The sequence below is a fragment of the Pseudomonas sp. PDM04 genome (assembly GCF_014851765.1).
Taxonomy (GTDB): domain Bacteria; phylum Pseudomonadota; class Gammaproteobacteria; order Pseudomonadales; family Pseudomonadaceae; genus Aquipseudomonas.
This window is the reverse complement of the sequence record NZ_JACVAI010000009.1, coordinates 246,311-272,435: the sequence shown is the minus strand read 5'-3', so window position 1 is coordinate 272,435 and position 26,125 is coordinate 246,311. Positions and strand designations below refer to the sequence as shown.

Below are 26,125 nucleotides of genomic sequence, written 5' to 3'. Positions count from 1 at the left end.
TTTTAGCTGCCTGACCTGCTCGCGATAGAAGCGACACGGTCCAGGATCAGAACTCCAAGGTGCTGGACAACGTCACCTGCCGCGAATCCCCCATCGACACAAAGAACCGACTCGCCGCCGACGTGTAGTAAGTACGGTCGAACAGGTTTTTCACGTTGAGCTGAAACTTGACCTTCTGCCCTTCGAGTCTGGTCTCGTAGGTGGCGAACGCGTCGGCCACGGTGTAGCTCGGCAGGTCGAAATCATTCACGGCGTTACCCGCCCGTTCACCGACATACCGCGCGCCCGCGCCGACCCGCAACTGATCGCCGCCAATGAGGGCGCCGAAGTCGTAGACCGCCGACAGCGAGCCGGAATTCTTTGCCACGTTCTGCAGCGCTTTACCTTTGTAGGTCGGGTCTTCGGTGACTTCGGCATCGGTGTAGGCATAGCTGCCGATCAGGCTCCAGCGGTCGCTGAGCTGGCCGGACACATCCACTTCCAGGCCACGCGAGCGCACTTCACCCGCTGCACTGTAGAGCGTTACCGGGCCTTCGGAGTTGGCCACCAGCACGTTGCGTTTCTTGATGTCGAACAGCGCGACGTTACCCGTGATGCGCCCCGGCATGTCGAGCTTGGCGCCGATCTCCCAGGACTTGGCTTCTTCCGGCGCCACGCTGCCGTCGAGCACCGTGCTGCTGCCGCTGAGCGGAGCGATGGTCGAGTTGGGCTTGAACGATTCGGTGTAGCTGCCGTAGAACGACAGTTCATCGGTGTAGCGATAGACCAGGCCGGCACGCGGCACCCACTTCTGGCCATTGCCGTCGGTGTTGGCCTTGAAGGGCACGCCCTTGCCCGCGTACTGGTCATAGGTCTGGAAACGCCCGCCAGCGACCAGAATCCATTGGTCGGTGAGGTGGATGGAGTCCTGCATGAACGCTGAATTGCTGCGCAGCTCGTCGGTCTGCGCGCTGTCGGCCGGGCTGACGGTGGTGCCTTCGACTTCGCGACCATAAACCGGGTTGAGGTAGCTGAAGGTGGTCAGGCTCTTCTGGCGAATCAGGTCCTCGCGATAGATCTTGCGGTACTCGTCGTCAATGCCGAACACCAGGTCATGTTGCATGCCCAGCGCAGTGACCTTGCCTTCGAAACTGGCGGTGGTGAAGCGGTCGGTGCTGATCGCGTTCTGGGTGCCGTCCATGCTGCGGGTCAGCGTGCCCTTGTCGGTGTTGATGGCCGTGACGCGCACCTGGCTGGCGTCGTAGGTTTCACGGTTCCAGCTGTAGCCCAGGTGAGCCTTCCAGTTGTCGTTGAGCTCGTGATCGGCTTCGAAATGATAGAGGTCCGAGCGCCCTTCCATGTTGTTGAAGGGCTCGTCGAGCCGCCGGTCGCGGGAGATGTCCAGCGGATGGTTGTCACGCGGGTCGATCAGCGTGCCACGGTCGAACGGGGTCAGGAATTCGCGGTGTTCGTAGGCGAACAACAGCGTGGTGCGCTCGCCGAACCAGGCCAGCGAAGGCGCCACCAGGGACTCGCGGTGGGTGCCGAAGTTGCGCCAGTAATCTTCGTCCTCGTGGTCCAGCACCAGGCGGTACGCCAACCCGGAATCGCCCAGCGCGCCGGTGCTGTCGAGGCCGCCACCGCTGCCGTTCTTGCCGTCGCCGTAGGTCGAGCCGCGCAGGGTCAGGGCGTTGTACTGCTGCAGTTCAGGCTTCTTGCTGACCATGTTGACCACACCGCCCGGGTCCTGGATGCCGTAGAGCAACGAGGCCGGCCCCTTGAGCACTTCGACCCGGTCGACCGTGGCGTTCAGGCCACGCCCCTGCACCACCGGCATGCCGTCGCGCATGATCGAACCGTTGCGGTTGTCGCCAAACCCCCGGGTCATCACCGAGTCCTGGGTGCTGCCAAGCGTGTTGCCCTGGGTGATGCCGCTGACGTTGGCCAGCGCATCGTCGAGGTTGCGCGGGGCCTGGTCGCGGATGACCTGGGCCGGGATCACGTTGACGGTCTGGGGCGTTTCCTGGAGCAGGGCCGAGGAGCGCATCACCGAACTGGTGGGTGGCGGCTGGTAGCTCATGGATTGATCCATCACCGAGGTGATGGTGGTGGCGCCCAGGTTCAAGGCGCCTGCGGTCGGCAGCGGTTCCAGTGCCAGGGTGTGGGCGTCGGTGCGGCGGAAGGTGAAATTCGAACCGCTGAGCAAACGCTGCAGCGCCTGTTCGGCACTCATCTGCCCGCTGACCGCCGGTGCGGTGAGACCATAGGGGGCTTCATCGGTGTAGACCACGCTGAGGCCGGTGATCCGGCTGAAGTCGCTCAGGGCCTGGGGCAACGGTTTGGCGGCCATTGCGAAACGAAACTGCGCCTGCTGTTGCGCCGCGCCGGACTCGGCAGCCAGTGCCACGCTCAACGGCAGCAACGCCAACGCCGAAATACCCAGTGCCGAAGCACCCAACCACTGTTTGACCGAACCGGATTTTGCCCTGGACTTCATTGCTCAATGACCTGTGTAGAACCGCTACGGATGCGAATGACTCGCAGTTTCAGTCACTACACGGATGGGGTTCGGGTTTACCTCACTGGATTTTTGAAATTATTTTTAGTTGCGTAATGGGGGGTTTGTTCTGGCCCCATCGCGAGCAGGCTCGCTCCCACAGGTTTTGCGAACCCCACCGATCACTGTGGGAGCGAGCCTGCTCGCGATGGGGCCGGCTGCCTCACCGCAAAATGATCAGCGGCCCCACGCTGTGCTGCTCAAACCCCATCACGCCTTGTAATGATCCCAGCACCGCCTGCGGATCCTTGCTCGGAAAACTGCCACTGACCCGACGCGCCGCCAGTTGATCATTGAGCAGCACAATCCTGCCCGGGTAGTAGCGCTGCAAATCCCCCACCACCTCGGCCAGGGTCGCCTTGTAGTAATTGAGCCAGCCCTGGCGCCACGCCAACTGCGCCTCGCTGTCCACGGCGTGAAGTTTTTCCGCGACGCCGTTGCCGTAAGCCACTTGCTGGCCAGCGCTCAGGACTTGCTGTTCAGCGTGCCTGTGCGCCGTCACGCCCACTCGCCCGGACAACACCGTGACCTGGGCACCGTGGTCCTGCAGGCGCACTTCGAATTGCGTGCCCAGCACCCGCGCCTGGCCCTTTTCGGCGTCGACCACGAACGGCTCACCGGTGTGCGTCACGCTGAAAAAGCCCGCGCCGCGACGCAACTGCACATGGCGTTCGCCAGCGCTGAAATCCACTGCGATGGCGCTGTCCGCGTCGAGGGTCACCCGGGATTGATCGGCCAGTGTCACGGTGCGGATTTCACCCGGCGCCGACACGTAGTCAGCCCCCAGGTCATCGACCCAGCGCAACGGCTGCCAGCCGGCACCGAGGCTGATCATCAACATCAGGCAGGCCGCCATCGCCAGCGCCCCGCCCACGCGTCGAATGCTGGGGCGACGAGGCGCATTCATCACGTTGAGGTAGCGCTGCAAGGCCAAGGCGTCTTCATCGGCCAGGGTGCGCGCCGGCCCCTCGCTCAACTCCCACACCACCTGCGCCCGGGCGTAGGCCTCGGCATGGGCCGGATCGGCTTGCAGCCATTGGCTGAACGTTGCCTGGTCACCGCTGCTGGGTTGATCGTGCAACAGGCTCAGCCAGGCGAAAGCAGCCTGCTCCTGGGCGGGCGTCGGGGTGACGTGATCAAGCTGGTTCACGGGGCTTTCCTTGGCGTGCGCGGTTCATGGTCCCGCAGGCTGGCCTTGCAGGCGTCGAGGGCGCGCATCATATGTTTTTCCACGGCGCTTTGGGACAAGCCCATTGCCTTGGCTATCTCGGCGTACTTGCGTCCATGGATGCGATTGAGCAGGAAAATCTGCCGCGTGCGCTCGGGCAATGCGCGCAACGCCGCTTCGACATGGCGCAAATCATTGCCGGCCTCCAGCGCCGCCTGCGGTTCACTGCCGTGGCTGTCCGGTTCATCCGGTTGCCAGCCCTCGTTGACCCGGACCCGCGTGCCTTCGCTGCGCAAATGGTCAATGGCGATGTTGCCGGCGCAGCGCAACAGGTAGGTGCTGAGCTCTTCGACCTGCACCAGCGGCCGCCGCCAGAAGCGCAGAAACAGATCCTGCACCAGGTCCGCCGCCGTCGCCCGACAGCCCACGCGACGGTTCACCAACGCCTCCATTTGCGAGCGCTGGGACAGAAACACCTTGAGGAAATGCGCACGGGCGCCGTGCGGTTCGTCGTCACGGGCGTCCGGAGGCGTACTGATCATCGATGCCTACTGCGCCAAAATGGCAACGGGACTGGCGAGCAGACTCAGGCCAGCCAGCGACAGGGCCAGGCGTGGCCGGTACGGGATCAACAGCACCAGCAGCAACGCACTGAGCATCAACACGGCACACCACTGCACCAGCCCCAGGCCCCAACCGGAGGACGCCACCGCCGGCCACAACGCCAAGGCCAGCAACAATCCACCGCCGAGCCTCAGGCCCTGACGACGGTGCGGGGACGATTGACGCCCCAACAGTTCGACATGGTGCCGATCCATCGCCAGACACAGGGCGGTAAAACCCACATAACAGAGCAACAGGGCGAGCAGCATTCAGTGCGCCTCCTGCTCAAGGGTGATCGGTTGTGCGCGCACCCGGATCACGCGTTCCGGCTGTGCGGCACGCTGCATTTTCCAGGCAGCCCAGGTAAAGAACACACCCGTGGCCAGGCAGGTCAGATCGAAACCGGCCATGGCCCAATCGCCCTGTGCCAGGCTGGCGCCCAGGTGATACGGCGTAGTCAGGGCGTTCAACAGCGGCACCGCGCCAAACAGCAACGCCGCCAGCGCCAACTGCTCGACCCAGGCCCGACGGCCACGGCGCACCACGGCGTGCAGCAAACTCAAGCCCCAGACGATGAAAAAAGCGTTCACCTCCCACGCCGCACGTCCGGCCAGCCCCAGCGGCAACAGACGATTGGCCCAGAAAAATGCCGCCACCGCGACCATCAGCCCGGACATGCCAGCGATGTTCAGCACCTCCACCAGCCGCAACTCGAACGGCATCGCCGCGCTCTTGGCATGTTTGAGCTGACGCTTGCCCAGCCAGATCACCAACCCGGTGCCGATCATCGCCGTGCCCGCCAACCCGAAAACGAAGTACAGCCAGCGCAGCACCGGGCCCGCGAAATGGCCCATGTGCAAACCGTAGAAACTGCCGGCAATCGCCCTCGGCAGCGACGGCTCCGGGGTCGTGCCAAGCAACTGCCCGGTGACGCCATTGAAGGTCACCGCGCTGCCGAAGTCATGCACCACGCGATCGGCACCGTCACGCACCAGCACCACCGAGGCGTTCGTGTCCCCCGGATTGTTCACCGTAAGACGCCCGGTCCGCCCCCCTCCCCACTGCTCGCGAGCCTTGTCCAGCAGCGGAGCCAACGGCGCCAGCGCGGCGGGCTGGCCTGACAGCTCAGGCGTCGTCGAAGCCGGGAACACCTCGTCGAAGAACCCCCGAACATCGCCTTTGTAAGAGGCCAGAATACTGGCCGGCATCACCATCGACATGAAGATCACCAGGCTGCTGTAGGTGATCATCAAATGGAACGGCAGCACCAGCACGGCCACCGCGTTATGGCCATCGAGCCAGGAACGCTGGCCCTTGCGCGGGCGGAAGGTGAAGAAGTCCTTGAAGATTTTCTTGTGAGTGATGATCCCGCTGATCAGCGCGACAAACATCACCATCGCCGCGATGGTCGACAGCCAGCGGCCCCACGGATAAGGCATTTGCAGCTGGAAGTGGAAGCGATAGAAGAACTCGCCGCCGCTGGTCTCCCGGCCCTGCACTTCGGCACCGGTTTGCGGGTCGAGGCGTTTTTCCGTGAACTGGCCACGCTCGCCGCGCTTGGCGGGCGTCTGTTGCCAGCGGACCGACAGGCCGGGTTCACGGGCATTCGGCAGCTCGATCAACCAGCGCGAGGCACCGGCCGCGTGTTGCTCCAGGTAGTTTTGCGCCACGTTCAGACTGGCTTCGGAGCTCACCGAACGGGCCGGGATTTCCGGCTGCATCCAGTGGCTGGTTTCATCATTGAAGTAGGCGAGCGTGCCGGTCAGGAAAATCGCGAACAGCAACCAGCCGAAGGTCAGGCCGGCCCAGGTGTGCAGCCAGGCCATCGCCTGACGAAAACCCTCTTTCATGAGCGCTCCACCCAATACGCCAACCCCGACACCGCCGCCAGCATCAGGCCCGGCACGATCAATCCGAGCCAGGCCCGACCTGCCGTGCGACAGGCGAAACACCAGATCACCGCGCCAAGGTAAGCCAGAAAAGAAGTCATCATGCCGGTGACCACGGCGTCCGCCCGGGCCATGGGCACCCACGAACTCAGGCTGACGCTGGCCAGTGCAGCGACGATGTAGCCGCCCAACACGGCGGCCAGCACCCGTGAGGCAACGGCCAGCCGATAGGACACGGGGAGCGAACGGGTTTTGCCTTTCATGTTCAGACCTGGAGATGCTCGGAAGCGAATTCACCGCCAGCCCTGCGGGCCAGCCAAGCTGCAATATTAATGATAAATATTCTCATACGCAAAACAGATCCGATTGCCTGATGCAGATCGACCCCACTACAATGCGAACAATTCTTGTTCTCTAACGTATCCGTGTGCGCTCGGAGTATCCCGTTGCAGCCAGACAATCCCGTCGAAGGTCTCTATCACGCCCATCACAGCTGGCTCACCGGTTGGTTGCGGCGCAAGCTCGGCTGCCCTGACAGCGCGGCAGATCTGGCCCAGGACACCTTCATGCGGATCCTGAACGCAAGGGAAGCCCCACAGATCATCGAACCGCGCGCGTTCCTCACGACCCTCGCCAAACGCGTGCTGTTCAACCACTATCGTCGCCAGGATCTGGAGCGCGCGTACCTCGATGCCCTGGCCCAGATGCCGGAGAACGTCGCGCCGTCCGAAGAAGAACGGGCGATCATCCTGCAAACCCTGATGGAACTGGACCAGTTGCTTGACGGCTTGCCGCACCTGGTCAAGCGTGCGTTCCTGCTGGCACAGGTCGACGGCCTGACTTATCCACAGATCGCCAACGAACTGGGGATTTCCATCGCCACGGTCAAGCGCCACCTGAACAAAGCGGCGATGCGCTGCTACTTCGCCCTATGAATCGACCCACGGATTTCTCGCCCCAGATCGCCGAGCAGGCTGTGCAATGGCTGATGAAAATGCAGCAGGGACCGTTGAGCCCGCGCCAGCAAGTCGCCTGGCAGCATTGGCTGGAGGGGCACAGCGAACATCAGCGGGCGTGGGAGCATATTCAACGGGTCAACCAGCGGCTGCGGGGCCTGTCCTCGCCGCTGGCCCACGCCGCCTTGAACGCACCGACCTCTAGCGCCCGTCGCCAGGCACTGAAGCTGTTGCTGATCCTGGGCGCCGGCAGTGCCGTGGCCTGGGGCGTGCGCGAGCGCGACCTGCTGCCGCCGTTGCTGGCGGATTATCGCAGCCCGGTCGGCCAGCGCCGCACAATCGCCCTCGATGACGGCAGCCAATTGCAGCTCAACACCGCAAGCTCGGCGGACGTGCAGATCGACGGTGCACAACGGCTGATCCGTTTGCTCGAAGGCGAGATGCTGCTGACGACCGCCAAAGCCTTCCAGGTGCGCACCGCCCAGGGCCTGCTGAGCACCAACGGGGCGCGCCTGAACGTTCGGCAGTTTGCCGACCGCACCCAGGTCGCGGTGTTCGAAGGCAGTGTCCGGTTGAACCCGGACAGGGGCTCGCCACTGACATTGGCGAGCACCCGACAATCGAGCTTCAGCGCCCATGACATCAGCCCACCACAAGCGCTGGACGCCAACAGCGGCGCCTGGGCGGATGGCATGCTGGTGGCCGCCCACATGCGCCTCGCGGATTTCCTCGCCGAACTCGCCCGCTACCGTCACGGCCACCTCAAGTGCGAGGCAAAGATTGCCGACCTGTTGATCTCCGGAACCTATCCGCTGGACGACAGCGAGCGAATTCTGGATTTGCTGGAAATCAGCCTGCCGGTGAAAGTCCGGCGCTTTACCCGGTATTGGGTAACGGTCGAAGCACGGGCCTGAACACGCTTGTTCACCGATGAAAAAATAAATGAGCCGATTTGCGGAGCTGGCGTGACAGAGAAGGAAAGCCACCTTGATTTCACCTTCTCAGGATTGTCCTTCATGCAACCCACTCGTCTCACCCCGCTGGCCCGCACCCTGCGTCAACTGCTGCTGGGCGCCAGCCTGAGCTTCGGTGCTCTGCCGCTCGCATTGGCCGACGACGCCAAGTCGTACCACATTGCCCCGTCCTCGCTGGAAACCGCCCTCAACCAGTTCGGCCGGCAGGCTGGCGTGTTGATTTCGTTTGGGTCGCAGGTCACCCACGGCGTGCAAAGCCGTGGGCTGGAAGGCAACTACACCACCGAACAGGGTTTGAACGCCCTGCTCGAAGGCACGGGCCTGCAGGCTCGCGCTGAGGGTGACAAGGCGTTCAGCCTGCATCCGACGATCGACGCGCCACTGGAACTGGACGCCTCGAAGATCGTCGGCGACTGGCTGGGCGACGCCGCGCAGATCAACGTGTTCGAGCATCCTGGCGCCCGTGACGTGATCCGCCGCGAAGCGTTCGAACGCCAGGGCGCGACGCAGGCCAGGGACGTGCTCAACCGTATCCCCGGTGTCAACGCACCGGACAACAACGGCACCGGCAGCCATGACATGGCGCTGAATTTCGGCATCCGTGGCCTCAACCCGCGCCTGGCTTCACGCTCGACCGTGTTGATGGACGGCATACCGGTGCCCTTTGCGCCTTATGGCCAACCGCAACTGTCGTTCGCACCGATCAGCATGGGCAACATGGACGCGGTCGACGTGGTGCGCGGCGGCGGTGCCGTGCGGTACGGCCCGCAGAACGTGGGCGGCGTGGTCAACTTCGTGACCCGCGCGATTCCCGATGAACCGACGGTCAAGGGCGGCTTCCAGACCGAAACCAGCCCGTCCTCCAGCCATGACGGTTTCAAGACCACCGGCAACCTGCTGGCCGGCGGCACCGCCGACAATGGCCTGGGTGGCGCCGTGCTGTACTCCGGCACGCGCGGTGGCGACTGGCGCGAGCACAGCGACACTGAAATCGATGACTTGATCCTCAAGGGCAACTATCAACTCGACGACGCCAACAGCTTGAACGCCATGGCGCAGTATTACGAAGGCAAGGCCGACATGCCCGGTGGCCTGAGCGTTGCCGATTATGACGCCGACCCCTACCAGTCCACCCGCCCGAAAGACCAGTTCTGGGGGCGCCGCACGATGTTCAACTTCGGCTATCGCTATCAACAGGATCGCCGCGAATTCACGGCCAGCACCTTCTTCACCAAAACCCTGCGCAGCGGCTACCTGGACCAAGGTACCTTCCTCTCGCTGTCACCGCGCGAGTATTGGGTAAGGGGCCTGGAAACCCGTTTCGCCCAGGGATTCGACCTGGGCCCGACCCGTCACGAAGTCGGCGTCGGCTACCGCTACATCAACGAGGCCGGTCACGAACTACGCTATCGCACGCCGATTGCCAGCAACCAGTACCCGACCACCAACAGCCGCAACGACCGCGACACCCGCGGCGGCACCGAGGCCAACGCGTTGTTCCTCGACGACCGGATCGACATCGGCCAATGGACGATCACGCCGGGCATCCGCTACGAAATGATCGACTCGCAACAGACCAACAACCTGACGGACCAGAAATACAAGGGCGACTACAACACCGCGCTGCCGGCGTTGAATGTGCTTTATCACCTGAGCGACAGCTGGAACCTGTACGCCAACACCGAAGGCTCGTTCGGTAGCGTGCAGTACAGCCAGATGCCCAACCGAGTCACCAGCGGTGAAGTGAAACCGGAAAAGGCGCGGACCTGGGAACTGGGCACCCGTTACGACAACGGTGCGTTGCGTGCGGAAATCGGCGCATTCCTGATCAACTTCGACAATCAGTACGAAAGCAACCAGACCAACGACTCGGTCATCGCTCGCGGTGAGACCCGTCACCAGGGCATCGAAACCAGCATCAATTATGCGCTGGATGACTTGAGCCCGACGCTGGCCGGCTTCGATGTCTACGCCACGTACGCCTACGTGGACGCGACCATCCGCGAGGACGGACCGAACAAGGGCAATCGCGTGCCGTTCTCCTCGAAACACAAGGGCACCCTGGGGCTCGGCTACACCGAAGGCGCGTGGAAGCTCAACCTGGACAGCAGCTATCAGAGCGACCAGTTCGCCGACAACGCCAACACTTCGAGCGAATCCGCCGATGGCAGCACCGGCAAGATCCCGGGCTACATGCTGTTCAGCAGCCGGGCAGCGTATGATTTCGGGCCAAAGCTGTCGGACCTGAACGTGGCGGTCGGGGTGAAGAACATTTTCAACCACCCGTACTTTACCCGCTCATTCGACGACAACAACAAGGGCAAGTACGTGGGAGAACCGCGGACGGTGTATGTGCAGACTTCGGTCGCTTTCTGATCACAATCGCAAGGGCACAAACAAGAACGGGCCTGCATCAGCAGGCCCGTTTTCAGTGGTGGACAGTAACAGGCGAATCAGGCATCAGCCGTTTTGTGCAGCCTGTTCGTTTTCGAGAAATTCATCTTCGAGCAGCGCATCGGCGGTGCCCCTGTCGAATGGCACTACTGCGGCACGTGGCTTGCCTCGCAGTTTGCCGAACAGGTGCTCCAGTGCGTGTTCGAGTTTCTCCGCCGCACCGTCGATCGCTTGCTCCAGGGTGTCGGCTTTGTGAGTGACGGAAACTGGTTGATGGCCTTTTGGCCGCGCCTCCAGCTGGCAGCGCAAATCGTGGGGACCCGGCTTGTCGCCGTTCTCGTCCCGCAGGTGAACCTCGACGCGTGTCAGGTCCTCTTCATATCGTTCGAGCGTGCTCTCAATGGTAGTACGTACCCACTCCTCCAGTCGGATGCTGCTTTGAATATGGTTATCGCTGTTGACTTGGATTTGCATAGTTCATCCCTTATTTCAGCTAGCTCGCTAGAGGCCCCTTCGGCTGGCCCTTGGGCGTCGTCACCGTGACCTCTTGCTTACACAATCGGTCTGCGCGCCGAACAATTCAACCCCTAAAAAAAGATAAATATTCATTCGCAAAAAAAGCCGGACAACGGGTAAAAGCGCTGGTAAGGTCGGGAGTTGGGTCGCTTCGCTTCCCTGTCATAATTGCTCACATCTGCCGCTCCTTCAGCGCTCATCAAACCCCCTCCATGCCCTGAATCGGGCAATCAATCCGAAGACATTTCGACGGCAATTTCCGTTTGCGATGAACGGTTGCGGCTTGCGTTCAGCCCGCTGTACCGAGTGGTTCTCGCGTTTTTCGCCAGCGAGCTCGCTCCTGCCGGAGAAGCGGCGCTTGCGATGGGCATGCCGCTTGCAACGTGCCCAGTGGTCCGGAGTTGCGAACCAACCCGATCGTGGCCGGTCAACAACTGCACGTTCAATCAGGCGGTGACGCATCATGGACAACCCTTTTCAGATCATTACCGATGCCTTCGCACCGGACTACCAGATCAACCTGAGCATTCAGGGGCTTGATGGCAGCATCATGCTGACCCTGTCCAACAGCGGTCGAATCGTGGCCAAGCGGATGATCAGCAGCGAACAGCGCAACGACCCCAAGCGCCTCAAGCGCCTGGTGCAAAGCATCCAGTTCGGCATTGCCATCGAGCAGGGTCATAGCGCCATGACCATCCTCGAAGCCATGACCGATGGCGACAGCCGCACCCTGCCGCCACCGCCCGCCAAGGGGCAGCAACGGCCGGACCTGCGCCTTTAGAGTTCGCCCTTCTCCACCTCGGGATGCTCGGCGGAACCCGCACCGATCTTGCGTTGCGGGTGGTCGATCTTCACCGAGGGGAACTGCGACGAGGCATAACGCACCACCAGGATCGCAAACGCCAGCAGCAGAATGCCGCCACACAGGTAGATGATGCCGAGGTCGGGCGGGTTATGGTGCGAGACGTTGGAGATCAGCAGGCGGGTCAACGCCGTGATTGCCACGTAGATCAGGAAACGCACCGGCATGTGGTTGGTCTTGAAGTAAATCCCGACCATTGCCCCCAGCTCCAGATAGATGAACAGCAGCAGGATGTCGTCGATCTTGATGTGGCCCTTGTCGAGCATTCCCAGGAATTCCATCACCGCCGCCCAGGCGGTCACCGCACCAATGGCGAACAGCGCCAGGTAGTGGAAGCTCTCGACAAACAGATTGCCCAGTGACTCGGCCAGTTCATGCACGTTCTGCCGCAGGTTTTCGGCCCAGTTGATTTTCACGATGATTCTTCCTTAGCTCGGTTCGAGCGGATGATGCGGGTTGGACGTGACGGTTGTTCTGCATGCAGAAAAAAGGCCAGGGGCGCCCGCAACATGATGGCGAGCGCCCCGAAAACGCGCGCCGTGGCGTTTGGTCGCACCTGCCAGGGATGCTGACAAATCCTGATTCCGGTCTACATTAAAAAGCCACTACCCAAAGCGCAGGGATTCGCTTATCCTTTTCGCTGTATATAAATACAGTGGTCGAAACAGACAACTATCGTGAAGGCATGTGAGGTGGTGAATGGCCGTCGAAGTGGTATACCGCAGCAGCCGAGATCTGGAGCGCTTGTTCATGGATAAAGCCGAAGCTGACCGTCATGACAAAATGCTCGAACTGGCCGAATTGCTGGCTGAAGTGCTGCAAAAAGCCGTCCCGTCCCTGAGCGAACAGCAGGTGGACGAGGTCGGGATCTACATGGCGAAGAACCGCGAGGTATTTGCCAAGGCGTTCAAGAGCCAGCCGGACGCCCTGTCCGAACTGATTCATGCGCCGGTTGAAGTTGCCGAAGAACAGGCCCCGGCCGTTGAAGAGGCGCAAGCACCTGCGCCGGCCAAGCCGGCCAAGGCCGCTAAAACAGCGAAGTAGGCCCCAGGATTGAACAGGCCCTGAGTCGAATGGCTCAGGGCCTTTTTCATGCCCGGGCTAAAGGCGAGGTATCAGCGGTACAGGACTTTCTCTGCCAATTCGTCCGCCACCCGCGCCGGAGAGCGTTTTTCCGCCTGGGCATGAGCGAACACTTCGGTCAGCCGTGAACTGATTTTCGACAGGTGGGCCGTGATGGTCGCCAGCTCTTCGCCCCGGTGCTTGAGCGACACGTAGATCAGCCCACCGGAGTTGATCACGTAATCCGGCGCATAGAGGATGCCCCGTCGCTCCAGTTGATCGGCGACGTCCAGATGGGTCAGTTGATTGTTCGCCGAACCGGCCACCGCCGAGCAACGCAGTTGCGACACGCTATGGCTGTTGAGCACGCCGCCGAGGCCGCATGGCGCAAGAATGTCGCACGGGGTGCTGAGCAATGCGTCGTTGGCAATCGGATGGGCGTTGAGCTGCTCCATCGCCAGTTGCACCTTGCCTTGATCGATGTCGCTGACCAACAGTTCGGCACCCACGGCGTGCAGCTGTTCGGCCAACGCGTAACCCACATTGCCCAGGCCCTGGATGGCCACGCGCAGACCTTCAAGGTTATCGCTGCCCAGGCGGGCCATGGCCGTGGCGCGGATGCCGGTGAACACGCCCATCGCCGCGTGGGGCGCCGGGTCGCCGGCCGAGGTGGTACTGGTGACATGCTGGGTCTGCTGGGCGATGCAGTCCATGTCCGCCACCGAGGTGCCGCTGTCGATCGCGGTAATGTAGCGACCGTCGAGCTGATTGATGCAGCGGCCGAACGCTTCGAACAGCGCGGCGCGATTTTCCACGTGAACCGGACGGACAATCACCGCCACGCCGCCGCCCTGCGCGAGTCCCGCCAGCGCCGCCTTGTAGCTCATGCCCCGGGCAAGGCGAATCGCATCCTCGACCGCTGAATCGTCGCTGGGATAGGCCAGGTAACGACAACCTCCCAGGGCGGGCCCCAGACGGCTGTTATGGATGGCAATGACCGCCTTCAACCCGGTGACCGGGTCGACGCTCAGATGCAGCGATTCAAGGCGAGTGCTTTGCATGAGAGCGAACATCGTAAGGGCTCCCGAATCACTTCTTGTAGTCGCCAGTATAGGCTCGCGCCCAAAAATTGCTGAAGCACGCCGGAATAAGCAGCGACACTATTCGGGGTTTCGGACATAACCTGGCCTGCCACTGGACGAATGTCGGCGACGGGGCTAAAACGAGGCATTCACCGGAGATTCTGATGACGCCGCGCCAACACTTCTTCGATTGCCTGCAACGATCACCGCCCGCGCTGTTCGAGGCAGCGCTGTGGATCGCCGTCGAACACGACAGGGAAGTGGATCCAGCGACGGTACTGGCCAACCTGCGGGACCTGCAACAGCGCGTCAGTCAGGGCCTGCCGATGCTGTCCGTGAGCGAGCTGGCGCAACCGTTGTTGCGCCGCCTGAATGACCTGGGCTTCGCCCAGGACGACTTCACTCCTCTGCGCCCGCAAGCTGCATTGCTCGACAAGGTGCTGGAGCGCCGGCGCGGTCAACCCCTGGCTCTGGGGCTGATTGCGCTGGAACTGGGCAGGGGCCTGGAAATCCCCCTGGTGGGCGTCAACTTTCCGGGGCATTTCCTGTTGCGGGTGCCAGGGGCCGACCACCTGCTCGACCCGTGCGGCGGACGCCGGCTGTACCCCAACGATTGCCGCGAACTGCTGCAACGCCAATACGGCCCGAACCTGAAGCTCAGCGCCGAGCACCTGCTCACCGCCGAACCCAGGCAAATGTTGCAACGGCTGTCGCGCAACCTGCGCCAGCTGTACCTTTCCCACGACGACTACATCAGTGCGCTGGTCGACGCCGAGCGTGTGCTGGAGCTGGGCAATGGCACGACGGCCGACTACCTGGCCCGTGCCAGTCTTTACCAGCGGCTGGACTGCCCGAACGCCGAGCGCTTCGACCTGGAGCATGCCCTGCTGCTCACCGACGACCCGATCCAGCGGATTCGCCTGACCGAACGGCTGGGGCATTTGCCGCCCAACTCGATCGTCCACTGACCCCAAACTCCTGTGGGAGCGAGCCGGCTCGCGATGGCGGCGTATCAGGCACCATGGACGTTGACTGAGCGGGCCTCTTCGCGAGCCGGCTCGCTCCCACAATCTCGTGCGTGTGCCTCAAGGTGTGTCCGGCTGATTCGATGGGTGAGCCTTGATAAACGCGGGATGCTGCGCCGCCAGCTCCGCCACCCGACGAATCCGTGGGTACGCCTCCAGCGAAACCTTGAAGCGCTCGGCGGCGTAGAGCTGCGCAATCAGATACACGTCCGCCAGGCCCGGCTTCTCGCCAAAGCAAAAGCCTTCATCGCCAATCAACTGCTCGACCGTCGCCAGACCCTGGCCGATCCAGTGACCGATCCACTCGCTCACCTGCGTTTCATCGTGCCCCCACTGGCGCAGGCGGTTGAGCACACTGACGTTGTGCAGCGGATGTACGTCGCAACCGATGACCGCCGCCACACCGCGCTCACGGGCGCGGGCAGCGAGGCTTTTCGACAGCAGCGGCACCTGTGGATAACGTTCTTCCAGGTACTCGATGATCGCCGGTGACTGGATCAGCAGCTCCCCTTCTTCGGTGCGCAAGGCCGGCACCCGGCCTTGTGGGTTGATGCTCAGGTAAGGCGCCTGGCGATGCTCGCCGCCGGGCGGTGCGACGAGATTGATCGGCAATGCCTGGTAATCCAGCCCCTTGAGCGCCAGCGCAATCCGCACCCGATAGGACGAAGTCGAACGGTAGTAGGTGTAGAGCTCCATACCTCGTCCTCCTAACGCGCCGACAGCACTTTGCCACGGCATTCACCGAAACCGATGGAGGCAAAGCCGTCGCGACGGCAGCGCGCGCGCAGGATGATTTCGTCGCCGTCCTCCAGGAACTTGCGCACTTCGCCAGAGGCCAGTTCGATCGGCTTTTTACCGCCTTCGGTGATTTCCAGCAGGCTGCCGAACTGGCCACTTTCCGGCCCCGACAACGTGCCCGAACCGAACAGGTCGCCGGCCTGCAACTGGCAGCCGTTGACGCTGTGGTGCGCGACCATCTGCGCCACGGTCCAGTACATGTATTGGGTGTTGCTCAGTGTCAGGCGATGGGCCGGCAAATTCTGCTCGCGCAGGCCTTCGGTGATCAGCAGCACTTCCAGCTCGATGTCGAAAGCGCCCGCGGCCTGGTCGCGGCTGTCGAACAGGTAGGGCAGCGGCTGCGGGTCGCCTTCGGGTCGCGCCGCTTGCGCACGGCGGAACGGCTCCAGCGCTTCGGCGGTCACCACCCACGGCGAAACGCTGGTGATGAAACTCTTGGACAGGAACGGTCCCAGCGGCTGGTACTCCCAGGCCTGGATGTCCCGCGCCGACCAGTCGTTGAGCAGGCAGAAGCCGGCGATGTGGTCGCCAGCCTCGGCAATGCCAATCGGCTCGCCCATCGCATTGCCCTGGCCGATCCAGATGCCCAGTTCCAGCTCGTAGTCCAGGCGTGCGCACGGGCCGAACGTTGGCTCGGTCTGACCGGCCGGCAGGGTCTGGCCCTTGGGACGACGCACGTCGGTGCCGGAGGGGCGAACGGTCGAGGCCCGACCGTGATAACCAATCGGCACGTGCTTGTAATTCGGCAGCAGGGGGTTATCGGGGCGGAACAACTTGCCGACGTTTTGCGCGTGCTCGATACCGACATAGAAGTCGGTGTAGTCGCCGATCCTGGCCGGCAGGTGCATCTCGCAGTGGGCCGCCAGCGGCAGCAGTTTTGCGCCTTGGGCTTCGATCTTGCCGTGCAGGGTGCTGCCTTCCCCGAGCAGCTCGATCAAGCGTTCACGCAAGGCAATGCGTGCGTCGCGGCCCAGTTCGAAAAAGGCATTGAGCTGACCGCCACGGGTGGCTTGCACGGCGGCTTTCGCAGCGCCCTCGAACAGGCCGGCCTCCAGTGCCGCTTCCAGATCGAAGATATGCTCACCGATGGCTACGCCGCTGCGCGGCGCCGAACCTTGCACGCTGAACACGCCCAGCGGCAGGTTCTGCAGGGGGAAATCCCCATGACCATTGGCGGAGGCTACCCAGCTGCGAGTGATGGAAGTCTGAGTCATGGGTTATCTCCGGGTCGGGTCGAAAGTGGCGGGCAGCGTGGCCCAGCAGGCGTCGTAGCGGGTTTGCAGTTGTGGGCAATCCAGGGCGAAACGGCTCGGACGCAGCACCTGGCTGGTCTCGAACATGAAAGCCATGGTGTTATCGATTTTTGCCGGGGCCAGTTCGGCGTTGATCGCCCGGGTGCAGGTTTCGCCATCCGGGCCGTGGGCGCTCATGCAGCTGTGCAGCGACGCACCACCGGGCACGAAGCCTTCGGCCTTGGCGTCGTACTCGCCCGTGATCAGGCCCATGAACTCGTTCATCAGGTTGCGGTGGAACCACGGCGGCCGGAAGGTTTTCTCGGCCACCATCCAACGGGGCGGGAAGATCACGAAGTCCAGGTTGGCCAGGCCGTGAACGCTGGTCGGCGACGTCAGGACGGTGAAAATCGACGGGTCTGGATGATCGAAGCTGACCGTGCCGAGGGTGTTGAACCGACGCAGGTCATACTTGTACGGCACGTTGTTGCCGTGCCAGGCGACCACGTTGAGGGGCGAATGATCGAGTTCGCAGCCCCACAACTGACCGAGGAATTTCTGCACCAGCATCGTCGGTTGCGTGAGGTGTTCGTAGTGCGCGACCGGGGTCAGGAAGTCTCGCGGATTGGCCAGGCCGTTGCTGCCGATAGGCCCCAGGTCCGGCAGACGCAGCGGCGCACCGTGGTTCTCGGCGACGTACCCGCGCGCCTGCGGATCAAGCAACTCGACGCGAAATTTCAGGCCCCGTGGCAGCACGGCGATTTCCAGCGGTTGCACGTCCAGCATGCCCAGTTCGGTGGCAATGCGCAGGCGCCCGAGTTGCGGGACCAGCAACAGTTCGCCGTCGGCGTTGTAGAACACCCGCTCCATCGATTGATTGGCGCGGTACTGGTGGATGCTGATGCCGGTCGGTTTATCGGCATCGGCATTGGCCACCATGCTGACCAGGCCATCGATGAAATCCGTCGGTTCGGCAGGCATCTCCAGGGCATTCCAGCGCAGGCGATTGGGCGTCACTTCACCCAACGGGCCACCGGACAGTTGCCGCTCGAGCTTGACGAAGGCGGGGTGATTCGCCGAGGGCTGGATGCGATACATCCAGGTGCGTCGCGCTTCACTGCGGGGCATGGTGAACGCGGTGCCGGACAGCAGTTCGGTGTACAGGCCGTAGGGGGCTTTTTGCGGGGAGTTCTGGCCGACGGGCAGCGCGCCGGGTAACGCTTCGCTGCTGAATTCGTTGCCGAAGCCCGACTGATAAGCCAGCGCTGGCGACGTTGAATCGAGGTTCATGGAGCCTCCTGAACAGGGCGTAGGCAATGGCCGGCACTCTGTTGCAGAGGTGGCGGCACGCCTGGGTTATTTTATCGTAATTCAATTACGCTTAACGTAATTTGATCGGTATTGACCGTCAAGCTATAAAGACGCCCATTCGTCCCGGATCAGATCGCCACCATGGAAACGCCGCGCAACAACGATAAACAGAAAGTCCGCTCGGCCGAGGTCGGCACCGACATCCTCAAGGCACTGGCCGAATTGGCGCCGTCGACTTCGCTGTCGCGCCTGGCCGAGCACGTGCAGATGCCGGCGAGCAAGGTCCATCGTTATTTGCAGGCACTGATCGCCAGCGGTTTTGCCGAACAGAATGTCACCACCAACCACTACGGCCTGGGGCGCGAAGCCCTGCGCGTGGGGTTGGCCGCACTCAACAGTATGGACGTGCTGAAAGTCGGCGCCCTGCCCCTGGCCGAGTTGCGCGACGAGCTGAATGAAACCTGCTTCCTGGCGGTGTGGGGTAATCAGGGGGCAACGGTGGTGCACATCGAGCCGGCCGTGCGCGCGGTGACCGTGGTGACGCAATTGGGCTCGGTGCTGCCGCTGCTCAGTTCATCCACCGGGCTGGTGTTCGGCGCTTTTTTGCCCAAGCGTGAAACCATCGACTTGCGCGTCCAGGAACTGCACAACGTAAAGGCCCATGCACTGGCGGATGATCAGGCTTACGCCACACTGTGCGAGCAGATCCGTCAGCGTGGCCTGCACCATGTGCATGGCTTGCTGATGCCGGGTGTCGACGCGTTGTCGGCGCCGGTGTTCAATGCACTGGGCAACGTGGTTGCGGTGATGACCATCGTTGGCCCGGCGTCCCTGTTTCACGCCGACGAAAACGGCCCGGCGGCGCAGCGATTGCTGGCGGCGACACGGGCCGTGAGTTGGCGGATGGGATTTGAATCCACCGCTCCGGGTTCATGAAAGACGGGGGTTTACCACCCGGTTTCAGGCCATCGCAGGTTCAGCCAGAAAAACCTTGGCCATGTCCGCACCCAGGCCATTGATTTCATCAAACTCCAGACCTTTGAAGCGGTATTTATCGTCGAATGTATGACGTTCGGAGAAAACGCCCATGTGCTCGCCGCCGAACTTTGGTACTTGTCCTTCCTGCAACATTAGAAAGCACGCCCACACCAGGGACTCCGAGTAGATAACCAACTTTTCCTGAGGCGTATTGACACCGGTAATATAAACTTTATCGACATCGATGCCGCGACCACTTACCCGCGCATGCAGGATGGCACGCACGCGATCAATATTAAGACTTTCCATTTCTTCAATCCTTAATTAATAAAATGACAGTGCCCACCCAGCCATTCCATGACTGTTTGATATTTAAGCACTGGAGCGGATATTAGTTAAAACAACGACACTTGTAATCGTGCGGTGTGTTTTAATTTGTTGCGCAGAAAACAATAAAACAGCAACTAACAAAGACAGACGACAAACAGGACAAAACTTGCATCAGGCCAAAGTAATGAACCCAGACTTTTTTGCCAGTGCCACCGCCTGCGTACGTCGTTCTACACCTAACTTGCTGTAAATTCGCCGCGCATGGGTTTTGACGGTGTGGAGCGAAATGAACAATTGCTCGGCAATCTGTTGATTGGAGTTGCCCTGGGCAATCAGGCTCAACACTTCGAGCTCACGTCCACTGAGCAAGTGGGCGTCCGTTGTCCCCGGGATCACGTGCGTTCCCTCTTGCGATCGACTGAACAGGCTCGGCCGGCGCAGGCGCAGTTCGCGCTGGGGTTGCTGTAAATTACAGCGGGCCGCCAGCTCCAGGCCTGTCTGCAGCGCAGCGCTGGCGCGCGCGGGTTGGCCTGTCAGGTCCGCCACTTCGCAGATGGCCAGATGCAGCTCGCACTCAAGGGCCAGCATCCCCTGAGCCTGCGCGCGTTCGAGCAAAGCCCCCAGCGTGTCGAGGGGGTTTTGCGCTTTTTGCAGATAGGTCTCGGCCAGCACCAACTGGTACTCGATACGGGCGATCAATTGCAACGTGGCCGGCGGGGCCTGGCGTGCGTGAGGCCCGCGGTAATGCCGCAGCACCCGGGTCAGGGCCTCGCAGGCCAGTTCCGGGCGCCCCTGTTGCAGCCAGAACTGACTGCTCAATTGCAGCAACGCCCCCCGGTAGACGGTGTCCGGAATCTGCCGCTGTTGCATCAACCGCTCGGCGTCGCGCAGGCGATTGAACGCCTGGGCGTAATCGCGCTGATTGGCGGCCAGCTGCGCCTGCCCGAGAAACCCATACAGCACGCGTTTATCCTGGCTGTGCAGGCAATGCTCGAGGCCGGCCTGAAAGAAACCACGAGCGACCTCGTCCTCGCCACGACTGAGGGCCAGACGACCTCGCCGCAGGGCGATTCGCCCCAACAGCGGAACGGCGCACTCGGCGCGATCACTCAACCATTGGTGAAGATGGGCCAGCAGATTCTCCGCCCGACACGGCGCCCCTCGCTGCTCAAGGCACTGCGCATGATCGAGTTCCAGCAGCCCCTCGAACACCAGCGAATCCTGCGCACGCGCCAGGCACAAGGCTTCACGGTTAAGGGCTTGCGCCACATCCAGCTCGCCACGCAACAGGGCCTGCTGAGTCAGCCCCGAGAGGCACATCACCCGGGCATTCCAGACCTCGGGGCCGAGCTCGCCGAGCGCTGCCTGTAAATGGGCCTGCGACGGTTCCATGCGCCCCTGCAAATGCAGCAGCCACCCCTGCAATGTCTGCCAGCGCGCGATCAGTTGGCGTTGCAGCAGCGCCGACGGCTGAGGCAGGAAGCGCGACAGATTGTCGATGCACTCACCCGCCTGCTCGAAACGCCCGGCGACCAGCAGGGCAGCGCTGATCAGCCCCACCAGTTGGGGCGAACCCAGCATCAGGGCCTCCCCCTTGCGCTCATGCAGGCGCAACAACAGCACGATGGTCTGTTCCTCGAACAGGTGCTCGAAACTGAAATGCCGCAACAGGCTGACCGCGACTTCAAATTCTTCGGCCAGCAAGGCCTGCTCGAAGGCCGCTTTCCAGTCGTGCTCGGCCGTGAACCACTGGCAGGCGCGACGATGCCAGGATCGCGCCTGCGGCCACTGTTCCTCACGCATCAACTGGGTCAGCGGCGCGAAAACCTGCAACCAGTCCGTGGAGTCCCGCCAGGGTTCGATGAAACAACCCAACGCCTGCAACGTACTCAGGCACTGGGCCCCCTCCCCGGCACCGAACAGGTGTTCGCACAAGCGGGCGTTGAATCGCGGCAAATGAGCCAGCACGCGCCAGGCCTCACTGAGTTGCGGGGTGAGAATGCCGAACAGCTCGTGTTCGAGGTAGTCATGCAGGGTGTCCGGCCGGCCGTGCAGTTGCTCATTGCGCGACCTGTCACACTTTTGCAGCAGGGCAATGCGCACGCCCGCGCACCAGCCGCCGCTCAATTCGATGATTCGACCGGCACGCCTGGCGGCCTGCTCCGGCTCCAGGTGACGCAGCAGCCCGGCGATTTCGGCCTGGGTGAACGCCAGGGTTTCACGTTCGCAGTCGTACAGTTCGTCCGCGAGCAATAACCGTGGCCAATTGCACAGCGGGCGCCGGCGCGCACTCAACCACCAGGTGACCGCCGGGCTGCTGTCGGCCAGCAGGCGGTCGAGCAACGGGTCCAGCTCCGGATTGGGCGTGCGGCAATAGTCATCCAGGCACAGCCAGATCGGCGTTTGCACCCGTGCCAGGTGCGCGCGCAATCCGGCCTCGTCCACCGCGTCCGATCCCAGCCCCTGCGCCAGGCGCAGGACAAACTCAGCGGCACTGATCGACGCCCCGGCCAACGGCAGCCAACAGACCTGGCAGGACGCCGGCGCACGCAACAGGCATTCGATGAGCAGCGCACTCTTGCCGCTGCCGGCCGGTGCGCAGATCAGCTTGACCCGTGCGTTCGAGGCCAGCAGAGGCTCGGTCAGTCGCTCGCGAGACAGGTGATGGGTGGATAGACGGGGCAGGAATCCAGGACGGTCCGGCCATGCTGTCATGGCGGTCATAGCGGTGCGCCTTGTTATTTTTGTAGCGTCACCCTAGTCCTCTCCACACGGCTTGTTGAAGAAGTATTCAACACACTGATTGGCCCCTATAAAAAAGGTGACCGCAAAGTCACCTTTTTCTGTTGAGCACGTAGGAATGGTTACCTAACGCCTGTACTCCTCAGCGCTGCCGGCGTGTAGTCACCCGCTTTGGCTTCGATGCCGAACTCGAAACTGCGCTTCTCCTCGTTCTTCATGCCCAGGGCGATGTAGCGTCCGGCGATCAGGTCATACAACGCTTCAACGGTATAGGCCGGCACCTGATGATCGTAGTAGTTCTGCGCGTGCCCTTCGGCCACACGCCACAGTTGCCCGCGACCGTCGTAGTGGTCCGCCAGTGCCACCTGCCAGGTGTCTTCGTCGATGTACATGTGGCGCTTGGCATAGACGTGGCGCTCGTTGGGCTTGACCGTGGCGACGATCTCCCAGACCCGGTGCAGTTCGTAGCGGGTCAGGTCCTGGTTGATGTGCCCGGCCTTGATCACATCGGTGTACTTGAGGTCCGGCGAGTCGAGCTTGTAGCTGTTGTAGGGAATGTACATTTCCTTCTTGCCGATCAGCTTCCAGTCGTAGCGATCCGGCGCGCCGGAGAACATGTCGAAGTTGTCGGTGGTGCGCAACCCGTCGGACGAGGTGCCGACGCCGTCATACGCCACCTGCGGCGCACGCCGCACCCGACGCTGGCCAGCGTTGTAGATCCAGGCCTTGCGCGGTTCCCTGACCTGGTCGAGGGTCTCGTGAACCAGCAGCACGTTGCCCGCCAGCCGCGCCGGCGCCGTGACTTCCTGTTTGAAGTAATTGAGCACGTTATCGTCGCTGCCCGGCTTGAGATCGCCCAGCAGCGAAGGCACGGCCACTTCATCCTTGAAGCGGATGACGGTGAAATCGCCATTGGCCTGCGGCGTGGCCTGCGTGATGGTGCGACGCAGGTTGCCGCCGTGATAACGGGTGATGTGGTTCCAGATCACTTCGACGCCGTTCTTCGGAATCGGAAAGGCGTAGTAACGATTGCCGGTGAAATTGGCCAGGCCGTTACCGTCGTTGATCGGTGTTACGTTCAGCGCACTGCGCTTGGCCGATTCGTAGATGTCCGCCGGCACCGCCGCCGTACGATGCGTCGGATAGACCGGAATCCTGTAGGTCTGTGGGTAGCGTTTGAACATCGCGACCTGCCCGTCGGACAGCTTGTCCTTGTATTGATCGACGTTGGCCGCCGTGATGGTGAACAGCGGCTTCTCATTGGCGAAGGGGTCTGCCAGGAAGCCCTTGCTGTCCACCGCGCCGGCATTTTTCGGCAGGCCGCCGGTCCAGGCCGGAATCGAGCCATCGGCATTGCCGGCCTTTTCTGCGCCCAACGGTGTCAGGCTGGTGCCGAGCTTGTTCGCTTCTTCCGGCGACACCGCGGCCATTACATTGGCAGCCAACAGGCCCAGGGCCAGAACGCCGCACTGAAAAATCATCTTGCGCATTGAAATCATCCTTCTCAGCCAGATCAGAAGTTCACGCCAAAGCTCAACGCCAGGAAGTCACGGTCTTCCAGAGTGTTGTAGTCACCACCGAAAAAGTCGGTGTAACTCAGGCTCGCGGTGTAGGTGTTGCGGTAGTCCGCATCGACGCCGACGCTGATCGCCTTGGCGCCTTCGTTGAACAGACCGTTGGGGCCGTAACCGGCGACGTCATGGGACCACGACAGGTTGGGTTTGAAGTTGATCCCGGCGATCACGTTGTTGTAATCGAGGATCGCGCGGGCGCGATAACCCCAGGAGGTCGACGTGACGAAACCGTCGGTGTCGCCGCCGAAGCCGTATTGGCCGTAGACCGAATCACGGCCGTAACGCAGTTTGCTTTTGTCCTCCAGGCCACCGACGTGAACCACCGCCGCTTCGCCCACCAGGGTCAGCCGGTCGGCCCCGGCGAACTGATCGATGAAATGCGTCAGGGTGCTCTGGACCTGCGTCACTTCCTTGCGCCGATAGCCTTTGTTGTCAGCCCCGGGCCGAGTGGCAATCGGCGATGCCGCGCCGCCTGCAATCGGGTTGATCATGGCCAGGGTCAGGTCGGTGCTGTTGATCTGCACCGGCAGGTTGGGCCGGTAACTGATCTCGCCGGTCCACGCGGTGCCGGTGGGCAAGGTGGTGGAGAAGCTGGCGCCATAGAGACGGATGTCTTCCGGGTATTCGAGGTAATACTGGCCGCGCCCGAGCATCACGCTCTGGGCCAAGCCTGCACCGCTGCCGGGGGCGATGGCGTTCGCGGTTGCGATGATCGCCGGCAGCCGCGCCAGCGTACCCAGCCCGGCGGTGCTGGTGCCGACGTACGGCGTGCGGCTGTGGTAGTTCATGAAGTACAGGCCGTATTCGGTGTCGTCACCCAGCCAGCGCAGCGCCGTGCCCCATTGTCCGGAGTCGCGGGCATCGCGGTCGCCGCCACGGGGCACGATCACCCCTTCCCTGCCGACCTGGAAGCCCTGGCCAAACGCTGCGGCAATGGGTTGCAACGGGGCGATTGCAGGGCTGGCGACGGTGTAGCCGGTGGTGCAACCGTCCGCCGCGACGTCACCGCCGAAGAAGGTGCCGCAGTTGTCGAGAACGGTCTGGTCCCACTCCAGTTGATAGAAGCCTTCCACCGTCAGCTTGTCGGTCAGGCCCTGGGTGGCGAACAGCATGTTCACCGGTATCAGGCCTTCCTTGATCTCGGCGCCCGGACGGCGAAACGCGGAAACGTCGATCGGGTTGATGCTGTTGATCGAGTTGCCGATGAACGTGCTTTCCCCCCAGCTGACCACCTGCTTGCCGGCACGCACCGAGCCCGGCAGGTCGGCGATCGAATAGTTGTGATAGACGAAGGCATCGAGGATTTCCGCACCGGCCGACTTGGAACCCTCTTTGCGATTGTGATCGCTGATCGGCTTGAACGGCCGGTCTTCATCCTTCAGTTCGAAGTCGTACCAGTACTTGCCCCGCACGAACACGCCGGTGTCGCCGTATTTCAGCTCGAGGTCGTGGATGCCCTTGAAGATCTTCGAGAAGGTTTCACCCTTGGTGAAGTTCTGGCGTCCGTCGTCACCGGTCGATGCCTGCCCGCTGCCGCCGTTGACGGTGCCGACCAGCGACTGCTTGGCATCGCGCATGCCCCAGCTCGCGCCGACCGAAAGCGAAGAGTCGAACGTGGCCTCGATTTCTCCGATGTTGAATGAGACTGCCTGCGCCTGGGCACAGCAACCCAAGGCCACCGCAGTGGCCAGCGCCTGCGGCGTGAAGATGGCGCGCATTGTTGTTTTTGTCATGCGTCTTCCCCGGTGAGTGACAGAAGGCCACACCCTACTGCCGCCGCCGGGAGGCGATAAGCGCACGAAGGAGGTATTTGCGGTGTCGCTCGAAAGGATGAATGGCCTTGCAGCGCACGGGATTGCGCCAGGCATGGACGCAGTGGATAGGGGCTGATCATTCAGACGCATGATGTAACAGAGCCAATCGAATCCCCGGCCCCCGACTGTTGCTCAGCCTGCAATACTGCATGTCGGGAATCGCTATTTTTCCTTTGGGTTCAGTCGCTTATTCTTGTCTGGCTTTCACGAGGACCGCCTGGAAGCCCGTCGCGACGCGGTGTGATGCGGCGACAACATTCAGAGGAGTCGAAGGTTTTC

Annotated in this window: 22 protein-coding genes and 1 pseudogene; 7 read left to right on the top strand and 16 right to left on the bottom strand. The window is 62.3% G+C overall.

The window, feature by feature from the left end:
* Positions 1-46: 46 nt before the first annotated feature.
* From IB249_RS29335 to IB249_RS29310, 6 genes are all read right to left on the bottom strand, one after another.
* Positions 47-2,476, bottom strand: a complete 2,430-nt coding sequence (locus tag IB249_RS29335) for a TonB-dependent siderophore receptor (RefSeq protein ID WP_192309844.1) — start codon at positions 2,474-2,476, stop codon at positions 47-49.
* 223 nt (positions 2,477-2,699) lie between these two features.
* Positions 2,700-3,686, bottom strand: coding sequence for a FecR family protein (locus IB249_RS29330; protein WP_192309841.1), 987 nt, complete (start codon positions 3,684-3,686; stop codon positions 2,700-2,702).
* Positions 3,683-4,246: an RNA polymerase sigma factor gene (locus IB249_RS29325; RefSeq protein ID WP_192309839.1), complete on the bottom strand. Its 564-nt coding sequence runs from the start codon at positions 4,244-4,246 to the stop codon at positions 3,683-3,685. Before IB249_RS29325 ends, IB249_RS29330 begins: the two co-directional genes overlap by 4 nt.
* 6 nt (positions 4,247-4,252) lie before the next feature.
* Positions 4,253-4,576, bottom strand: coding sequence for a DUF3325 domain-containing protein (locus IB249_RS29320; protein WP_192309837.1), 324 nt, complete (start codon positions 4,574-4,576; stop codon positions 4,253-4,255).
* The gene (locus IB249_RS29315; RefSeq protein WP_192309834.1) at positions 4,577-6,157 is read right to left on the bottom strand and encodes a PepSY-associated TM helix domain-containing protein; all 1,581 of its coding nucleotides are present in this window, start codon (positions 6,155-6,157) and stop codon (positions 4,577-4,579) included.
* Positions 6,154-6,459 carry a DUF3649 domain-containing protein gene (locus tag IB249_RS29310; protein WP_192309832.1) on the bottom strand — a complete coding sequence of 102 codons (306 nt, stop codon included), beginning with the start codon at positions 6,457-6,459 and terminating at the stop codon, positions 6,154-6,156. The genes IB249_RS29315 and IB249_RS29310 overlap by 4 nt, the downstream gene beginning before the upstream one ends.
* Before the next feature lie 183 nt (positions 6,460-6,642).
* Between IB249_RS29310 and IB249_RS29305 the strand changes: the two genes are divergently transcribed.
* The 3 genes from IB249_RS29305 (at position 6,643) to fecA (ending at position 10,502) form a co-directional block, all read left to right on the top strand.
* Positions 6,643-7,131 carry a sigma-70 family RNA polymerase sigma factor gene (locus tag IB249_RS29305; RefSeq protein ID WP_192309829.1) on the top strand — a complete coding sequence of 163 codons (489 nt, stop codon included), beginning with the start codon at positions 6,643-6,645 and terminating at the stop codon, positions 7,129-7,131.
* Positions 7,128-8,066, top strand: a complete 939-nt coding sequence (locus tag IB249_RS29300; RefSeq protein WP_192309828.1) for a FecR domain-containing protein — start codon at positions 7,128-7,130, stop codon at positions 8,064-8,066. Before IB249_RS29305 ends, IB249_RS29300 begins: the two co-directional genes overlap by 4 nt.
* A gap of 102 nt (positions 8,067-8,168) precedes the next feature.
* Positions 8,169-10,502, top strand: a complete 2,334-nt coding sequence (gene fecA, locus IB249_RS29295; protein WP_192309827.1) for a TonB-dependent Fe(3+) dicitrate receptor FecA — start codon at positions 8,169-8,171, stop codon at positions 10,500-10,502.
* An 84-nt stretch (positions 10,503-10,586) separates the two neighbouring features.
* Here fecA and IB249_RS29290 read toward each other — a convergent pair whose 3' ends face one another.
* Positions 10,587-10,994 carry an HPF/RaiA family ribosome-associated protein gene (locus IB249_RS29290; RefSeq protein WP_192309826.1) on the bottom strand — a complete coding sequence of 136 codons (408 nt, stop codon included), beginning with the start codon at positions 10,992-10,994 and terminating at the stop codon, positions 10,587-10,589.
* Between the two features lie 505 nt (positions 10,995-11,499).
* Between IB249_RS29290 and IB249_RS29285 the strand changes: the two genes are divergently transcribed.
* Positions 11,500-11,817, top strand: a complete 318-nt coding sequence (locus IB249_RS29285; RefSeq protein WP_192309825.1) for a DUF3509 domain-containing protein — start codon at positions 11,500-11,502, stop codon at positions 11,815-11,817.
* On the opposite strand, the gene IB249_RS29280 is transcribed toward IB249_RS29285, so the two are convergent.
* Positions 11,814-12,314: a phosphate-starvation-inducible protein PsiE gene (locus tag IB249_RS29280; RefSeq protein ID WP_192309824.1), complete on the bottom strand. Its 501-nt coding sequence runs from the start codon at positions 12,312-12,314 to the stop codon at positions 11,814-11,816. The two genes, IB249_RS29285 and IB249_RS29280, sit on opposite strands and share 4 nt — an antisense overlap.
* A 283-nt stretch (positions 12,315-12,597) precedes the next feature.
* Here IB249_RS29280 and IB249_RS29275 point away from each other — a divergent pair.
* Positions 12,598-12,837, top strand: a pseudogene (locus IB249_RS29275) (YebG family protein); the annotation flags it as partial.
* A gap of 176 nt (positions 12,838-13,013) precedes the next feature.
* Here IB249_RS29275 and IB249_RS29270 read toward each other — a convergent pair.
* Positions 13,014-14,033 carry a Glu/Leu/Phe/Val dehydrogenase family protein gene (locus tag IB249_RS29270; protein WP_192309819.1) on the bottom strand — a complete coding sequence of 340 codons (1,020 nt, stop codon included), beginning with the start codon at positions 14,031-14,033 and terminating at the stop codon, positions 13,014-13,016.
* 173 nt (positions 14,034-14,206) lie between these two features.
* Here IB249_RS29270 and IB249_RS29265 point away from each other — a divergent pair, with 173 nt between their 5' ends.
* On the top strand, positions 14,207-15,010 hold the full coding sequence (locus tag IB249_RS29265) for a SirB1 family protein (protein ID WP_192309817.1): 804 nt from the start codon (positions 14,207-14,209) through the stop codon (positions 15,008-15,010).
* 117 nt (positions 15,011-15,127) lie between these two features.
* On the opposite strand, the gene maiA is transcribed toward IB249_RS29265, so the two are convergent.
* The 3 genes from maiA to hmgA are packed head-to-tail and all read right to left on the bottom strand — an operon-like array spanning position 15,128 to position 18,387.
* Positions 15,128-15,763 (bottom strand): maleylacetoacetate isomerase, encoded by a 636-nt coding sequence (gene maiA / locus IB249_RS29260; protein ID WP_192309814.1) that lies wholly within the window; start codon positions 15,761-15,763, stop codon positions 15,128-15,130.
* An 11-nt stretch (positions 15,764-15,774) separates the two neighbouring features.
* On the bottom strand, positions 15,775-17,079 hold the full coding sequence (fahA, locus tag IB249_RS29255; protein ID WP_192309812.1) for a fumarylacetoacetase: 1,305 nt from the start codon (positions 17,077-17,079) through the stop codon (positions 15,775-15,777).
* Between the two features lie 3 nt (positions 17,080-17,082).
* Positions 17,083-18,387 (bottom strand): homogentisate 1,2-dioxygenase, encoded by a 1,305-nt coding sequence (gene hmgA, locus IB249_RS29250; protein ID WP_192309809.1) that lies wholly within the window; start codon positions 18,385-18,387, stop codon positions 17,083-17,085.
* A gap of 162 nt (positions 18,388-18,549) precedes the next feature.
* Between hmgA and IB249_RS29245 the strand changes: the two genes are divergently transcribed.
* Positions 18,550-19,344 carry an IclR family transcriptional regulator gene (locus IB249_RS29245; protein WP_192309807.1) on the top strand — a complete coding sequence of 265 codons (795 nt, stop codon included), beginning with the start codon at positions 18,550-18,552 and terminating at the stop codon, positions 19,342-19,344.
* Between the two features lie 24 nt (positions 19,345-19,368).
* Here the strand turns inward: IB249_RS29245 and IB249_RS29240 are convergent, their stop codons facing one another.
* From IB249_RS29240 to IB249_RS29225, 4 genes are all read right to left on the bottom strand, one after another.
* Positions 19,369-19,695 (bottom strand): hypothetical protein, encoded by a 327-nt coding sequence (locus tag IB249_RS29240; protein ID WP_192309805.1) that lies wholly within the window; start codon positions 19,693-19,695, stop codon positions 19,369-19,371.
* A 192-nt stretch (positions 19,696-19,887) separates the two neighbouring features.
* Positions 19,888-22,440: a helix-turn-helix transcriptional regulator gene (locus IB249_RS29235; protein ID WP_192309802.1), complete on the bottom strand. Its 2,553-nt coding sequence runs from the start codon at positions 22,438-22,440 to the stop codon at positions 19,888-19,890.
* A gap of 140 nt (positions 22,441-22,580) precedes the next feature.
* Positions 22,581-23,948 carry a DUF1329 domain-containing protein gene (locus tag IB249_RS29230; protein ID WP_192309799.1) on the bottom strand — a complete coding sequence of 456 codons (1,368 nt, stop codon included), beginning with the start codon at positions 23,946-23,948 and terminating at the stop codon, positions 22,581-22,583.
* 23 nt (positions 23,949-23,971) lie between these two features.
* The gene (locus tag IB249_RS29225) at positions 23,972-25,765 is read right to left on the bottom strand and encodes a DUF1302 domain-containing protein (protein ID WP_192309796.1); all 1,794 of its coding nucleotides are present in this window, start codon (positions 25,763-25,765) and stop codon (positions 23,972-23,974) included.
* Between the last annotated feature and the right edge of the window lie 360 nt (positions 25,766-26,125).

Bases quoted from the DNA above. Each gene is read 5' to 3' on its own strand.
- IB249_RS29335 (WP_192309844.1), bottom strand. From the start codon at position 2,476: ATGAAGTCCAGGGCAAAATCCGGTTCGGTCAAACAGTGGTTGGGTGCT.
- IB249_RS29325 (WP_192309839.1), bottom strand. From the start codon at position 4,246: ATGATCAGTACGCCTCCGGACGCCCGTGACGACGAACCGCACGGCGCC.
- IB249_RS29320 (WP_192309837.1), bottom strand. From the start codon at position 4,576: ATGCTGCTCGCCCTGTTGCTCTGTTATGTGGGTTTTACCGCCCTGTGT.
- IB249_RS29315 (WP_192309834.1), bottom strand. From the start codon at position 6,157: ATGAAAGAGGGTTTTCGTCAGGCGATGGCCTGGCTGCACACCTGGGCC.
- IB249_RS29310 (WP_192309832.1), bottom strand. From the start codon at position 6,459: ATGAAAGGCAAAACCCGTTCGCTCCCCGTGTCCTATCGGCTGGCCGTT.
- IB249_RS29300 (WP_192309828.1), top strand. From the start codon at position 7,128: ATGAATCGACCCACGGATTTCTCGCCCCAGATCGCCGAGCAGGCTGTG.
- fecA (WP_192309827.1), top strand. From the start codon at position 8,169: ATGCAACCCACTCGTCTCACCCCGCTGGCCCGCACCCTGCGTCAACTG.
- IB249_RS29290 (WP_192309826.1), bottom strand. From the start codon at position 10,994: ATGCAAATCCAAGTCAACAGCGATAACCATATTCAAAGCAGCATCCGA.
- IB249_RS29285 (WP_192309825.1), top strand. From the start codon at position 11,500: ATGGACAACCCTTTTCAGATCATTACCGATGCCTTCGCACCGGACTAC.
- IB249_RS29270 (WP_192309819.1), bottom strand. From the start codon at position 14,033: ATGTTCGCTCTCATGCAAAGCACTCGCCTTGAATCGCTGCATCTGAGC.
- IB249_RS29265 (WP_192309817.1), top strand. From the start codon at position 14,207: ATGACGCCGCGCCAACACTTCTTCGATTGCCTGCAACGATCACCGCCC.
- maiA (WP_192309814.1), bottom strand. From the start codon at position 15,763: ATGGAGCTCTACACCTACTACCGTTCGACTTCGTCCTATCGGGTGCGG.
- fahA (WP_192309812.1), bottom strand. From the start codon at position 17,079: ATGACTCAGACTTCCATCACTCGCAGCTGGGTAGCCTCCGCCAATGGT.
- hmgA (WP_192309809.1), bottom strand. From the start codon at position 18,387: ATGAACCTCGATTCAACGTCGCCAGCGCTGGCTTATCAGTCGGGCTTC.
- IB249_RS29245 (WP_192309807.1), top strand. From the start codon at position 18,550: ATGGAAACGCCGCGCAACAACGATAAACAGAAAGTCCGCTCGGCCGAG.
- IB249_RS29240 (WP_192309805.1), bottom strand. From the start codon at position 19,695: ATGGAAAGTCTTAATATTGATCGCGTGCGTGCCATCCTGCATGCGCGG.
- IB249_RS29235 (WP_192309802.1), bottom strand. From the start codon at position 22,440: ATGACCGCCATGACAGCATGGCCGGACCGTCCTGGATTCCTGCCCCGT.
- IB249_RS29230 (WP_192309799.1), bottom strand. From the start codon at position 23,948: ATGCGCAAGATGATTTTTCAGTGCGGCGTTCTGGCCCTGGGCCTGTTG.
- IB249_RS29225 (WP_192309796.1), bottom strand. From the start codon at position 25,765: ATGACAAAAACAACAATGCGCGCCATCTTCACGCCGCAGGCGCTGGCC.